This window comes from Vibrio porteresiae DSM 19223, assembly GCF_024347055.1.
In the GTDB taxonomy this organism is placed as follows: Bacteria; Pseudomonadota; Gammaproteobacteria; order Enterobacterales; family Vibrionaceae; genus Vibrio; species Vibrio porteresiae.
Genome location: NZ_AP024896.1, coordinates 1,342,889 through 1,357,037 on the forward strand (window position 1 = coordinate 1,342,889; position 14,149 = coordinate 1,357,037).

Below are 14,149 nucleotides of genomic sequence, written 5' to 3' on the forward strand. Positions count from 1 at the left end.
CACCACATCAAATCCAGCAGCTTGCCACTCGTTGATGCCGTGGATATTTGAAGCGTATGGCGAATGCAGCCAGATCGTATGGCAATTTCTCACCCTGAGCATGCCACAATGGTTGGTGATCATTTTTATCGGAAACTTAATCGCGGGGCTTGTGGTGACCATGAGTCAGTTCAGCAAAAAAGCGTAATCGCTCGCACAAACAACAAAGGGTAGCTTACCGCTACCCTTTTACTGAACTCTTTATATTTTCTTCATTAGGTTGGGTTATTCACTCAGTGACGACATATCAATCACGAAACGGTGTGCCAAATCCCCTTGAGCCAAACGGGCAAACGCATCGTTGATCTCTTCCATTTTGATCATTTCACACTCTGGGTACACGTCGTGCTCAGCGCAAAAATCCAACACTTCTTGAGTTTCTTTGATACCGCCAATAAGCGATCCCGCAACACGGCGACGTCCCATGACCAAAGGAATCGACATTAATTCCTCTAGAGGGCCAATCTGACCCACCATCACAAGCGAACCATCAATATCCAATAATGGAGTGTATAGGTTTAAGTCGTGTTTTGTCGGCACGGTATCGATAATTAGATCAAATGAGTTTGCCGCTTCTGCCATTGCATCCGCGTTACTTGAAGCAAGCAGTGATTTCGCACCTAATGCTTTGGCTTCCTCTTCTTTCTTATTTGAACGGCTGATAGCGGTCACTTCAGCGCCCATCGCCACCGCCAATTTCACCGCCATATGCCCCAAACCGCCAAGGCCAATCACGCCAACACGAGAACCTTTTTGAACATTCCAAGTACGCAGTGGCGAGAAAGTTGTAATACCGGCACACAAAATAGGCGCAGCGCGCGACATATCCATCCCTTGCGGAATGCGCAGTACAAACTCTTCACGCACAACAATGTGTTTTGAGTAACCACCTTGAGTGATAATGCCGTTGATACGATCTGGCGAACCGTACGTTGGCGTCATACCGTTGCGACAATACTGCTCTTCGTGATTGTGGCATTGATCGCACTCTTGGCAACTGTCGACCATACAGCCAACCGCAACGTTTTCGCCCACTTTATAGTGTTTAACGTCGCTGCCAATCGCCGTAACCACACCGACAATTTCATGCCCTGGAATCAATGGATAAGGTTGAGGTCCCCAGTCACCATTCACTGTGTGCAAATCTGAGTGGCACACACCACAGTAGGTGATTTCAATAGCAACATCATTTGCGCGGAGATCACGACGTTCAAAGTGATATGGAACGAGTTCTGAATCGGCTGAATGTGCCGCATAACCAACTGTTTTCATGTTTGGATATCCTTACTGGTTGATTGCATTCATGAGCATACATTGATAAGACATTGATTAGCTTATGCTGTTACTCACCTTACTATCCTACCGATGTCGCTATGAGAAAACTTGCCTATTCTTCCAAGATCACTGCACAAAGTTATCGAATTGTTATTTGCTGCCTTAACATCACAAACTTGATAACAATCACCTTGATAGCGTGTCTATCTTAGGCAAAGTGGTCAATTTAACGGTAGTGATCACATCATTGTCGCTATCAGTATAGCGGTTCTAACCCCGTTTTCAGTCATACAACATTGCCTAATCACAATTCGCTACGAAAGACGACGGGAAATACATGGCATCAGAATGTACTGACCAAGACCGCTGACAAAGAGAAAGCTGAACTAGGCATGAGAAGTAAAGCGTGAGAAGTAAAGCGTGAGAAGTAAAACATAAGAAATAAAGAAAGACGCCGCGTGAAACCGCTGAGATAACAATAAGATTGGAGGTAGAAAAAGGGGGAAGAAATGGTAGGCCGTGCGGGGCTCGAACCCGCGACCGATTGATTAAGAGTCAACTACTCTACCAACTGAGTTAACGACCTACTGTAGTGCCAGAATCACTTTCAGTGTAATTCTGCGTTCAGCTTTAAAAGCCTGCAATAACAATCACTTGCGCTTGCCGCCCTAACGCTGTGACAACAAAATAGATCTATCCAATGCCTGTGTCAACAACAAAAATAAAAAACTAACTAATTGTTTCTTAGCCCTTATTTACCTAATTATTGAACAAATCATTCTTGTAAAAATTGATAAATGGCAGTGATGAATACGCAATTAATTGCATTTATGAAAAATGGAGATTCAAGAATGAAAAATCGGCCTCAAGAGATCATCTTGAGGCCGATTATCTATCCTATCCAGTTGGGACACGATTTTACTCAGTGGTTCTTCCCCATCCATCGACTGAAAAGCGCTATTCCTCTTTCGCGTTGTCGACCGCCATGGAAAGCATCAATGTTTGAGCTAAACACATGGAGGATATTTGTGAACGGAAACCATCCATCTGCGCTTCACGGATCACGAACGACACATCGCTGAAAGCGGAAAGTGGGCTAACCATACTATCGGTTATTGCAATTTGTTTGGCCCCTTTAGCCACACCCAGTTGCACCAGATCCACCACTTCTTTTGAGTAAGGGGAATAACTGATCGCAATCACTACATCATTTGGTCGCACTAACTCTAACTGTTCGCGGAACATGCCCCCTAACCCATCGATTAAGAAAGCACGACGTTCCAAATGACGCAAAGCATAAGTGAGATAAGAGGCGACACTGAATGAACGACGTAGACCAATCACATAAATGTTTTCCGCCGAATTGAGTAAGCTTACGGCTTGCAACAAATCGTCGTTGTTAATCATATTAGGCAACTGATTTAATGCTGTTGCATTGACCATGCTAAAGGTCTTCAATATTTCAATCGGCGACTCAGGCGCATCAACATGATCATCATTGGTTTGGCGATACAACTTAACGCGTTCAGTGTAACTGACGGTATCTTCCATCAAGCTATCACGAAACACTTGTTTCATTTCGTTGAAGCCATCGAAGCCAAATGCATTGGCAAAACGAATCAAAGTCGACGGTGGAACGTCAGCTTTTTTCGCAATTTCAGCAATGGTGTCAAAGGGAATGGTGTTGCTGTTATCAAGAATATATTGTGCAATCTGTTTTAAACGCTTGCTTAAGCTACTGTATTTATTTCGAATCTCTTCTTGTAGCTGAGAGAGTTGTACTGTAGTGGCCATAATTATGTCATCTATGCTAAATAGTGTTTGATGAAACCCAAAGTTGATGAAGTTTTCCGTAATTCATTCTTTTAAATTATTTTTTTCACGGCAGTGCCAACTCTAAAACAAATGCTTTGGGATAGCTAGAAAAGCAAATAAAAAAAGCCAGCACTTGTGTACTGGCTCTATATTACTTGCTATTTTGCAGGACGAACTTCGCGCCAGTAGCCGATAAGTTTGAGGTAATTGGCTGAGACTGCTTCAATCAATTGATAGTCGTTATATTCGCCGCTGAGCCATTTTTTCGATGGTTCACCAAAGATAGTGCGACCGACAGCAAAGCCTTTGACTTTCTCAACGTCTTTTGCGTTAGCAAAACCAGCTTTCAATTCGTCACTTGGTGCATCCAAACCAAGGATCACGATACCACGACAGTATGGGTCATATTGATCAATCAATCCGCTGATGGTATCCCAGTTGGCTTTCTCTTTGAGTGGCGGCAATTTCCACCAGTCCGGTTGCACGCCTAAATCGTAGAAGCGTTGCACAATCGTCGCGTAATGACGTTCATCTTTATCGGCGCTGTCTGCTGGCAAAATCAACTCAAGCAACAGTTCATGACCCGATTGGCAGCACGCTTGATACACCTCTTTCACCAAGGCTTCTTGTTCAAGACGCAGCGCCTCTGGATCATTTGGATGATAGAAGAACAGACATTTCACTACATGTTCTAATGGCCAGCCAATCAGTTGAGAACCGATGTTACCGTGTTCTAGGCGCAATGGACGAGAGCTTGGCAGTTCAATTGGACGACCAATCCACCAATGGTGACCCGTAATTTCATTTAAGGCGTCTTGACCAAACGTCGTGTCAGCCAAAATACCGCTGGAGTGGTTCAACCCAGCCGCTTCGGCGGTTTGTCGTGCGGCTTGCAACAACAGTTGTTTCAATTGTGGAATGCGTTTTTCATCAGCGCCCACCTCTTGAGCCATATCGGTCAATTGGCGGCGATGGTCAAAGGCAAACACACACAATTCAGGCCACTGCTGTTTACGTGTTGTCACCCGATGCAAGTGATTTAATAGTTCATCTGTATCTGGGCGAGTCACTTGTTGTGCGCGAGAGAGGAAGTTATCCAATTCCACCTTAGTTGGCATCGCAGGTGCACAGCCATGGCGTGATACCACCAGCGCGCCACACGCGTTGGCATAACGACAGCTCTGCTCCCAACTTTCATCATTAAGGTAACCACGCAATAGACCAGACATAAAGGCATCACCAGCGCCCAAGACATTAAGCACTTCCACTTTTACGCCGCTTTGCAGCGCCACATCATCCCAGGACGCAGGAATAACACCTTCAAACACAGAGCAACCTGCAGCGCCACGTTTGCAAACCAATGTGGCATCGGTAAATTCACGAACACGACGCAAAGCTGCTAATGTATTGGTGGTACCACCAGCAATATGGAATTCTTCTTCAGTACCAACGATCAAATCAAAGTTACCGAGCACTTGTTGCAGTGAGCGTGTCACAGCGTCTGATTCAATGTAACGAGTTTCCCCATCGCCAAGAGAAGTGAGCCCCCAAAGAACTGGGCGATAATCAATATCGAGCGCCCGCTTCAAACCGTGTTTTTTCGCATAAGCTAATGCTTTTAATACTGCACCACGGGTATTTGGGTGAGATAAGTGAGTCCCTGTGATCGCCACTGCGCGAGCTGACGCGATGTAGTTTTCATCAATATCGTCTTCACACAGCGCCATATCAGCACAGTTATCACGATAGAAAATAAGTGGGAAAGTGTCTTTATCTTTAATACCCAGAATCACTAACGCAGTAAGGCGATCTTTATCGGTGATCAAATAGTCGGTATTACACCCTACACGCTGTAACTCTTCACGAATAAAACGTCCCATATGTTCATCCCCAACACGGGCCAACATACCGGATTTCAAACCTTGGATTGCAGTTCCGTAAGCCACGTTACCTGACGAACCACCTAAATATTTGGCAAAGGACCCCATGTCCTCTAAACGAGCGCCAACTTGCTGTCCATACAGGTCTAAAGCAACACGACCTATACAAATAACATCCAGTTTCTTGTCCACCTCTTTCATTATGAAAATCCTCATACTCGTCGATGTGTTGGAAACATTATTAGAAATAAAAATTTCATTTTCAATAAAATTCGAAACAAATTAGGCGTTACGTTTCATTTTAACTTTGATTTTTCAATCTCTATCACAGATTAACCACTTAACAAACCTGCTTATTTGCTTGTCATATATAGGATTATTGCAATTTAAGCCTTAATTTGATCCACATCTCACAATGAAATATTAATTTTATTTTCTATTTCAATGGAAAAAACGAAGCTTATAATGGAACCATCGATGGACAGGATATCTCTCCAATTTTCAACCTACAGGTTGGCGTGAACAGGAACCCAAACAATGAAAACAATTCGACTTACAACGGCGCAAGCCTTAGTTCGATTCCTCGATAATCAATATCTGAATGTTGATGGTAAAGAAATCAAATTTGTTAAAGGCCTCTTCGGCATCTTCGGCCATGGGAACGTGTTAGGTCTGGGTCAAGCACTTGAACAAGACGCAGGATCCCTTGAAATTCATCAAGGACGCAACGAGCAAGGTATGGCTCATGCGGCAATTGGCTTTGCAAAACAATCACTTCGCCAACAAATCTACGCCTGTACCTCTTCTATTGGTCCTGGCGCGGCTAACATGGTAACAGCTGCAGCAACTGCGACTGCTAACCATATCCCATTATTGCTGTTACCTGGTGATACTTATGCTACTCGCCAACCGGATCCTGTACTACAACAGGTTGAGCAGAGCTACGATTTAAGTATCAGTACTAATGATGCCTTTAAAGCAGTATGTAAATACTGGGACCGAGTCTCGCGCCCAGAACAGCTCATGACCGCTTGTATCAGTGCCATGCGTGTATTAACCGATCCTGCGGAAACAGGGGCGGTGACCATAGCGTTACCACAAGATGTACAAAGTGAAGCCTATGATTATCCAGACTATTTCTTTGCTAAACGTGTACATCGCTTAGAACGCCCAACACCAGCAGAAAGTGCCATTGAAGAAGCCGTGGCATTAATTAAGCAAGCCAAGAAACCATTGGTCATCTGCGGTGGCGGTTTGAAATATTCTCAAGCAGGTGAAGCGCTTAGCGCCTTTTGCCAAGCTTTCTCTATTCCGTTTGCTGAAACTCAAGCAGGCAAAGGCACCTTGGTGTCAGAAAACCCTTGGAACGTTGGCGGTGTAGGCGAAACTGGCTGCTTGGCAGCGAACACCCTAGCTAAAGAAGCCGACCTAGTGATCGGTGTGGGCACCCGCTATACCGACTTCACGACTTCTTCGAAATGGATATTCCAAAATCCTCAAGTGAAATACCTCAACATTAACGTGCGCCGCTTTGACGCATTCAAGATGGATGGTGTTCAAGTGGTCGCAGACGCAAAACAAGCCCTAAATGCCGTCACCAAAGCGCTGACCAATACGGGCTATAAAGCCGCTTGGGCTGATGAAATTCAACAAGTACAAAACGATTACATCAAAGAGCGTCAACGTCTGTATGCAGTCGAATTTAACCAACAAGATTTCGTCCCTGAAATCGATGACCACTTACCAAGAGAACAGGTGTTCAAAGAGTTTCAGGCACTTACCGATTCCGTTCTAACTCAAAGCCGTGCTTTAGGTTTGATTAACGAAACCATTCCAGAAAACGCGGTCATCGTCGGGGCTTCCGGCAGTTTACCTGGCGATTTACAGCGTATTTGGAAAACTCGCAGTCCTAACAGTTACCACGTTGAATATGGTTATTCCTGTATGGGCTACGAGGTTAACGCCTCACTAGGTGTAAAAATGGCCAACCCAGAGCGAGAAGTATTCACTTTGGTAGGGGATGGCTCATTTATGATGCTTCACTCTGAGTTGGTCTCCTCAATTCAAGAACGTAAGAAAATCAACGTGGTGGTTTTCGATAACATGACAAATGGCTGTATCAACAACCTGCAAATGGAACACGGCATGGACAGTTTCTATACCGAATTCCGTTTCCGTGGCGACAAAGCCGACCGATTGGATGGCGGCTTTGTGCCAGTCGATTTTGCCAAAATCGGCGAAGGCTACGGTTGTAAAACGTATCGCGTGACAAATGTAGAGCAGCTTAAACACGCATTAGCCGATGCTGCCAAACAAGATCGTTCAACTGTGATTGATATTAAAGTTCTGCCTAAGACAATGATCCATAAATACTTTAGTTTCTGGCGTGTCGGTGTGGCGCAAGTATCAGAAAGTGAACGTATTAATAAGATCACGCAAGAAATCAACGAGAAAGTCCGTCAATCAAGACAGTACTGATTAAGAGGGGCGCAAAAGCCCCCTTTCACCCGTCTGACCCTACAAAAAGGAGCTGTTGAAATGAAAATTGCTTTTGACGTGGATGTAATCCGTCCACTTGGCATCACACAAATGGTGCACAAAGTGGCCGATTGGGGCTACAAATACATTGAGCAATCGCCTCATCCCCAGATCAACCCTTTCTATCGCCATCCACGTGCAGGACGTGATGTGTTGAATGAATACAAGCGTGCGCTGCGCGAAACCGGCGTTGAAATTTCCTCTTTCATCGTTGTGTATCGCTGGTCTGGCCCTGATGAAGCGCGTCGTCAAGCGGCAGTAAGAAACTGGAAACGCATGATCGAAATCGCAGTTGAAATGGGTGTCGAAGTGATTAACACGGAGCTTTCTGGCGATCCAAACCAATCTGAGATCTGCGATGAAATGTGGTACAAATCGATGGAAGAGCTGCTGCCTATCATTGAACGTGAAGGCCTTCGTATTGAGATTCAGTCCCACCCTTATGACTTTTGTGAACTGAACAATGAAACCGTTGATTTGGTGCAATCGCTGCGCAGCGATAACGTAAGTTATCTATACAGCGCACCTCACACCTTCTTTTACGACAAAGGGCAAGGCGATGTTCGCTCCATGATTGAATATTGCGGTCATGACCTTTCCCACGTATTGATTGGTGACACCATGAACCACACCAAACCCAACCGTTATATCGTCAATCCTCCCGGCGTTGATGCGACCATTCACCAACACCTAGGTATTGGCGAAGGGGAAGTGGATTTCCCAGGTCTTTTCCAAGCGTTACGTGATACTGGTTTTGCCCAACGTAAGTTCAAAGTGGGCGGCGAACCTATTATCGCAGCAGCACTGTTTGGTTACCCAGAAAAGATGGATAAACAGGCCATCGAAACACGTGAGCGCATTGAGCGAGAATTATTGCGTTAATTTTCGTGGTTACCTCTTCTACCCGATGCATTGTCTCGAGTAACTGTGTATCATCTGCGCTCTAACCTTATGTGCACTTAAAGCGGCTCTCCTTCGGGGGAGCGCTTGTCTTTTTGAGAAACCAAAATGGCCCGACCTTTTTTCGCGGAAATGATCTTATTATTAACGACTTGGATTGCGGGATGGGGCTGGATCTTCTCCAAAGAAGCCACGACAGAGATGCCGACCTTTGGCTTTATAGGACTACGATTCAGCGCCGCTGCTCTGATCATCTTATGTCTGTGTTTCCGTGCCTTCCGTCATGTGACCAAAAGTCAATGGCGTGACATGATTGCCAGCGGTGTATTACTGGCGGTAATGATCAACTTATGGATGTACTCTGTGGTGACAGCACCTACCTTAGGTGACGGCGCATTCATCATGAGTTTATCGATGTTAGTGGTTCCCCTACTTGACCTTTTCTGGGTAAGAAAAGCGCCATCCAGTGCTTACTGGCGTTCACTGCCTATCGCCGTCTTGGGGCTCGCTTTACTGACATTAGGTAATCATTCCAGCTCTACCGCATCACAAGGTTGGTTTCTGCTAACCGCGTTTGCTCAAGCCATCTATTTCCGTTTCAATAGCGATTTCTCCACACGCGTGCCGCTATTACCCCTAACCACCGTGCAATTGGGCGTGACTGGCCTTATTTCGCTGACTATTTCAGGGATTTGGGAAACATGGGCAACGCCATTTTCGACCGCAACTTGGAGTTGGTTTATTGCCAGCGTCGTGATTGCGACCAGTTTGCGTTTTTGGTTACAGCTGGTTGGACAAAAGGCCACAACGCCTGCCAACGCTGCCGTTATCATGATTATGGAACCGGTATTTACTCTATTGATTTCGGCGTTTTGGTATAGCGAGCAGCTTTCAGCAACGAAACTGGCTGGCTGTGGCCTGATTTTATTGGCACAACTCTTCTACCGTTTTACCTTGAGCAAACAGCTTAAGCGTAGAACAAGCCAAGCTTAGCCAGAGCTTAAACCATCGTTAACCCCGTTTGGTGTTAACGATGGGATTAATCCAAATAGGCTAAGATTGCATCACCCAATGCCCTGGGGAAACTTCTTGATAGTGGCGTTTTGGCGCTTGATAGCCTCGGGGGCGAATGGGACTTTTCAGTTCACTCACCTCTTGCTGACGCTGTAAATGACGACGACTTGGGTCGGCCACCGGCACCGCTTGCAGCAGCTTTTGCGTATAGGGATGGCGCGGCGAATTAAAGATCGCTTGGCGTGGGCCCATTTCTACGATTTCTCCCAAATACATCACCGCTACTCGGTGACTGATGCGCTCCACGACCGCCATATCATGGGAGATAAATAAAAACGCCAAGTTGCGTTGCTGCTGCAGATCCATCAATAAGTTCACCACCTGCGCTTTAACCGACACATCCAACGCCGATACCGATTCATCGGCGATGATCAATTTAGGATCTAGGGTTAACGCGCGCGCAATCGCTATGCGTTGGCGCTGCCCACCAGAAAACTCATGAGGATAACGGTCGAGCATATCGATTGATAACCCTACTTGCTCGATCAACTCTGCGGCTTTGCGTTTGGCTTCCGCTTTGGTGGCTAAACCATGTTCCAGCAGCGGTTCGATTAATGTCTCTTCCACTGTCATACGTGGGTTTAGACTGGCAAACGGGTCTTGGAAGATAAACTGAATATCACGGCGCATTTTGCGCAGGTCCGCTTTGTTGAGGCTGCGAACATCATAGCCATTAAATTCGATATACCCTTGGTCCGGTTCCACCAGCCGCATTAATGAGCGTCCAGTGGTCGATTTACCGCAGCCAGATTCCCCCACAAACGACAACGTCTCTCCGGGATAGAGTGCAAAACTGATGTCTTCAACGGCGTGCACCGCCGCGACTTGTCGTGACCAAAATCCACCGTAAATCGGAAAACGAGTCGATAGATGTTTCACGTCTAAGAGCGGCTTTTTCGCTGGTTCGAGTTTGGGTTGCGGCGCAAAATGGATCGGCTCACCACTGTCGCTGGCAAGTTTAGGAAATTTGACCGGTTCAGTTTGCTGTGCCACTTCGCCCAATTTGGGTACCGCATTAAGGAGCATGCGGGTGTAATACTCTTGCGGCGCGGCAAAAAGCTGCGCGGTCTGGTTCTCTTCAACCATCGCACCGCGATACATCACTAAAGTGCGATCAGCAATTTCCGCCACCACGCCCATATCGTGGGTAATAAACAAAACCGCCATGCCCTCTTCTTGCTGCAAGGTTTTGATTAAATCCAGAATTTGCCCTTGAATAGTCACATCCAGCGCAGTGGTCGGCTCATCGGCAATCAGCAGTTTCGGCTTTAATGCCAACGCCATCGCGATCATCACACGCTGACGCATCCCGCCTGAAAACTGGTGCGGATACTCATCAAAACGCTGCTCGGCATTGGGAATACGCACTTTATTAAGCAGTTCAATAGTCTGACGACGCGCTTCGACACCCGAACAATGCCGATGCACTTTGAGCAACTCGGCAATCTGCGCCCCCACGGTAAACGCAGGGTTAAGTGACGTCATTGGCTCTTGGAAAATCATTGCGATATCGTTCGCGCGAATCTCCCGCATCGCTTTATCTGACAGCGTAGTGAGCTCTTGACCGGAGAGCTTAATGCTCCCGGAAATATCACTATTACGCGGATTGAGTAAGCGCATGATCGACAGCGACGTCACACTCTTACCAGAACCCGATTCGCCCACAATCGCGAGGGTTTCACCGGGATAGACGCAGAAGTTGATATCGTCGATAACTGTCTTCCATGCGCCTTTGACACGAAAGCGCGTCGAGAGCTGAGAGACTTCTAAAATCGGTGCCGTCCTTGGCATGTTGTCCTCCATGATGACACGTTAATTAGCGGTTTTGCGCACTCGGTTTGGCCTCTGGCGTAAAGGTAAACTGGCGATCAAATGGGAAAGTCAGTTTCTGCTTACGTAAACGCGGAATACGCTCAACATATTGATCCACCACACCTTCCGACAGCGCCATTAAGTTTGGATTGGCCAACGGCGCGAGATCAGGAGAGAGATAACCCGATTTCACCACTAAAGTATCCAGCTCTTTGACATTCACACCCAATAGAGCGAAATCGCTTAAGTTGTGGTATGGGCGGCGACGTTCACACACCACCACATCAATGCCACCAATCGACAAAATCGCTTGGCGCGCTGAATCGGCCGTGGCGTCAATCAAACGTTTCACTTTGAAAGTTTCATGAACCGCTACACCGCTTGGGTCAAGGCTTGCACCCACACTGAGTGTCAGCTTGGCTCCAACACCAGCATCAAAGGCTGCAATAGTAGCGGCTTTATCAGCAATGCCCGCAACTAAAGTGCTGGTCGCTTTTTGTTTGATCAACTCAGCCAACACATCGCCGCGATCGCCCACACCACCACCGGTTGGGTTATCTCCAGAATCCGCCAAAATCACAGGATAGGTAGAACAGTCAATCGCCCAAGCGACACACTCGCTGACCGTGCCAGTTTGGCAGCCAAAGCGAAACTCTTCCCGTGCCTGCCAGTAACTGTTGGCGATCACTTTAGCTTGCTGTTTAAGTACCTCATCGTCCGTACCGGTCAATACGGCACACGCCGTGGCGCGCGGCTCATCCGCCCACACATAACCGACAAGTAACGATGCATCCCACACCCCATCAATCTTATCGATCTCAGGTAGCTGAGCATAAAGCGAAGCGGCCGGTTCATCTTCAGTGCTGGTTTGCTCGCCAGCGAGCACCACAGGAATCGGACACCAATAGATCTTGGGTGTAACGCCAGTAGTAATGCAGTTGACCAACATAGTCACCGAACGGCGCATGGTCTCTTCAATATCAATGTGCGGCGCTGTGCGATAGGCAGAAAAAGCGTTCAATTGATCAATGATGGTTTGCGAAACGTTGCCATGCAGATCGTAGCTTGCACTGATCGGACAATCTGGACCGACTAATTCACGCGTCGCACTGATCCAATCCGCTTCGGCGTCTTCCATGCCTTCGACATACATCGCACCATGCATCGCAAGGTAGACACCATCAACGGGCAGCGCTTGTTTTAACTCAGCAAGAAAGCGGGTTTTAAACTCAAGATACGTCGCTTTAGCCACTGGGCCGCCGGGAATCGCACGCGCATGCAAAGTCGGAATAAACTCTGCATCATAGTCCTGCAAAAAGGCAAAGCTTGGGTGATTGAGCAGTGCTGCTCCCTCGTACACGCGAAATTCGTCATACTCTGTCAGCACTGGATTATAAGTACTGCATTCAATATGAATGCCGCCAAACGCAATACGCATATCTCTTCCTTATTGAGTCTATGTTATTGATACAAAATACATCTTTTACTGGTACAAATAGTGATAAATCGCCACGCTTGCTGCAGCATGTGGCCAACAATGCGGGGCAAAAAGTAATGGTTTCACTTCCGTTTTGCCCACCATGCTTGGCAGCACATTGGCTGCCATGCTCTGTTTTACTATGGTGGCGAACAATCCTTGAAATCCCCCTTGAGCATGGGCGATCAAAATCAGTTGCGGATCGTTAATCTGAATAATATTCGCCAGCGCCAAGCCAAGCGCATTGCCTGCTCGATGTAAAATACGCACAGCAGCGGAATCGCCACTCGCGGCCAATGTTTCCAAATCAGCGACGCAGTCAGCGGGCAGATGAGCTTCGAGCGCCTGCTCACGAATCGCCAAGACCGAAGAGACCGTATCTAAACAGCCACGTTTACCACAGCGACAAGGTAAATTATTGGGTTCGACTGTGGTATGCGCAATTTCACCTGCCCCACCGTGGGCACCGCGATAGAGTTCACCACGGATAAAGTGCGCCGAACCAATCCCATCGCCTAAGGTAATTAACGTGAAATCGTTGACCTCTTTGGCTAAACCAAACACGTGTTCATCAATCGCCAGTGATTTGGCATCGTTTTCTAAATAAACAGGCAAAGCCAATTGATGGTGCTCGGCAAGATAGTCGCTAAGCATATGGGCAATGGGCACATCAACCCAATCTAACAAAGTGGATTTAAGACACAGCTCCCCTGCGCTATCAACCACGCCAGAAAGTGCCAAGCCGACACTCATCACTTGCTCTGCAGTAATCTGCGCGGCAGCAATAAGAAGGGGAATGTGCGCGCCAATACTTTCTACTAATCGGTTCGGATCGCGTGACAAAGGGCATTGTTCAAAAGCGTATGCGATTCCGTTGATATCCACCAAAAGCAGGCCAACTGCGTCATCGAGCAGCGAGACGCCAATAAAAAACTGCTGCGCATCTGGCAGCACTAAACGTACCGAAGGGCGACCTTGGCCGGAAACGTTCGAGTCTGTCTCTAGCAAAATGCCCTGTTCGAGCAATTTGCGTACGGGCTGACTAATCGCCGCTTTGCTGATCCCGAGCTGTTTTGCCAAGTCAGTGCGGCTTTGCGCGCCACCACTGTGGATCAAACGCAGGATGTGTTGCTGTTGTGATTCAAGCATTATTGATCTTTTTTTCACCGAAATTACCTTGACAATACTGTTTGAAAATGAATAAATCAACCAAATAGTTTTAACTTATAACAAAAAGACATTTATTTAGTTAATTTACTTTACTAAATAAATTCAAAATGCACGCTAGCACGCTTTATCAGCCGACATATGGATGTTCGCTCTACGCTATCGATGCCTT

The 14,149-nt window shown here is 46.9% G+C and carries 9 protein-coding genes, 1 tRNA gene and 1 pseudogene; 4 read left to right on the top strand and 7 right to left on the bottom strand.

The features are described from left to right. Nucleotides 1-7 precede the first annotated feature (7 nt). Nucleotides 8-187: pseudogene (locus OCV11_RS22670) on the top strand (disulfide bond formation protein B); the annotation flags it as partial. A gap of 77 nt (nt 188-264) precedes the next feature. Here the strand turns inward: OCV11_RS22670 and OCV11_RS22675 are convergent. The 4 genes from OCV11_RS22675 to OCV11_RS22690 form a co-directional block, all read right to left on the bottom strand. After that, entirely contained in the window at nt 265-1,311 is a 1,047-nt protein-coding gene (locus OCV11_RS22675) for an NAD(P)-dependent alcohol dehydrogenase (RefSeq protein ID WP_261896725.1), read from the bottom strand. Nucleotides 1,312-1,824: 513 nt separating this feature from the next. After that, nucleotides 1,825-1,900 (bottom strand) — tRNA-Lys (locus OCV11_RS22680). A 371-nt stretch (nt 1,901-2,271) separates the two neighbouring features. Beyond that, nucleotides 2,272-3,108 (bottom strand): MurR/RpiR family transcriptional regulator, encoded by an 837-nt coding sequence (locus OCV11_RS22685; RefSeq protein ID WP_261896726.1) that lies wholly within the window; start codon nt 3,106-3,108, stop codon nt 2,272-2,274. A gap of 179 nt (nt 3,109-3,287) precedes the next feature. Next, nucleotides 3,288-5,210 carry a bifunctional 5-dehydro-2-deoxygluconokinase/5-dehydro-2-deoxyphosphogluconate aldolase gene (locus OCV11_RS22690; protein WP_261896727.1) on the bottom strand — a complete coding sequence of 641 codons (1,923 nt, stop codon included), beginning with the start codon at nt 5,208-5,210 and terminating at the stop codon, nt 3,288-3,290. Nucleotides 5,211-5,546: 336 nt separating this feature from the next. Between OCV11_RS22690 and iolD the strand changes: the two genes are divergently transcribed. The 3 genes from iolD (at nt 5,547) to OCV11_RS22705 (ending at nt 9,440) form a co-directional block, all read left to right on the top strand. Further along, entirely contained in the window at nt 5,547-7,487 is a 1,941-nt protein-coding gene (iolD, locus tag OCV11_RS22695; protein ID WP_261896728.1) for a 3D-(3,5/4)-trihydroxycyclohexane-1,2-dione acylhydrolase (decyclizing), read from the top strand. 60 nt (nt 7,488-7,547) lie between these two features. After that, complete coding sequence (locus OCV11_RS22700; protein WP_261896729.1) at nt 7,548-8,429, top strand: sugar phosphate isomerase/epimerase family protein; 882 nt, start codon at nt 7,548-7,550, stop codon at nt 8,427-8,429. Nucleotides 8,430-8,555: 126 nt separating this feature from the next. Beyond that, nucleotides 8,556-9,440, top strand: a complete 885-nt coding sequence (locus OCV11_RS22705) for a DMT family transporter (protein WP_261896730.1) — start codon at nt 8,556-8,558, stop codon at nt 9,438-9,440. Nucleotides 9,441-9,500: 60 nt separating this feature from the next. On the opposite strand, the gene OCV11_RS22710 is transcribed toward OCV11_RS22705, so the two are convergent. From OCV11_RS22710 to OCV11_RS22720, 3 genes are read right to left on the bottom strand one after another with little or no spacing between them, the layout of a single operon-like run. Continuing rightward, entirely contained in the window at nt 9,501-11,312 is a 1,812-nt protein-coding gene (locus OCV11_RS22710) for an ABC transporter ATP-binding protein (protein WP_261896731.1), read from the bottom strand. Between the two features lie 25 nt (nt 11,313-11,337). Continuing rightward, nucleotides 11,338-12,771, bottom strand: coding sequence for a M81 family metallopeptidase (locus tag OCV11_RS22715; protein WP_261896732.1), 1,434 nt, complete (start codon nt 12,769-12,771; stop codon nt 11,338-11,340). 45 nt (nt 12,772-12,816) lie between these two features. After that, a complete protein-coding gene (locus OCV11_RS22720) occupies nt 12,817-13,959 on the bottom strand; it encodes an ROK family transcriptional regulator (protein WP_261896733.1) in 1,143 nt (380 codons plus the stop codon). Nucleotides 13,960-14,149 lie beyond the last annotated feature (190 nt).

Coding starts and splice junctions, on each gene's coding strand:
- OCV11_RS22675 (WP_261896725.1), bottom strand. CDS start 1,311: ATGAAAACAGTTGGTTATGCGGCACATTCAGCCGATTCAGAACTCGTT.
- OCV11_RS22685 (WP_261896726.1), bottom strand. CDS start 3,108: ATGGCCACTACAGTACAACTCTCTCAGCTACAAGAAGAGATTCGAAAT.
- OCV11_RS22690 (WP_261896727.1), bottom strand. CDS start 5,210: ATGAAAGAGGTGGACAAGAAACTGGATGTTATTTGTATAGGTCGTGTT.
- iolD (WP_261896728.1), top strand. CDS start 5,547: ATGAAAACAATTCGACTTACAACGGCGCAAGCCTTAGTTCGATTCCTC.
- OCV11_RS22700 (WP_261896729.1), top strand. CDS start 7,548: ATGAAAATTGCTTTTGACGTGGATGTAATCCGTCCACTTGGCATCACA.
- OCV11_RS22705 (WP_261896730.1), top strand. CDS start 8,556: ATGGCCCGACCTTTTTTCGCGGAAATGATCTTATTATTAACGACTTGG.
- OCV11_RS22710 (WP_261896731.1), bottom strand. CDS start 11,312: ATGCCAAGGACGGCACCGATTTTAGAAGTCTCTCAGCTCTCGACGCGC.
- OCV11_RS22715 (WP_261896732.1), bottom strand. CDS start 12,771: ATGCGTATTGCGTTTGGCGGCATTCATATTGAATGCAGTACTTATAAT.
- OCV11_RS22720 (WP_261896733.1), bottom strand. CDS start 13,959: ATGCTTGAATCACAACAGCAACACATCCTGCGTTTGATCCACAGTGGT.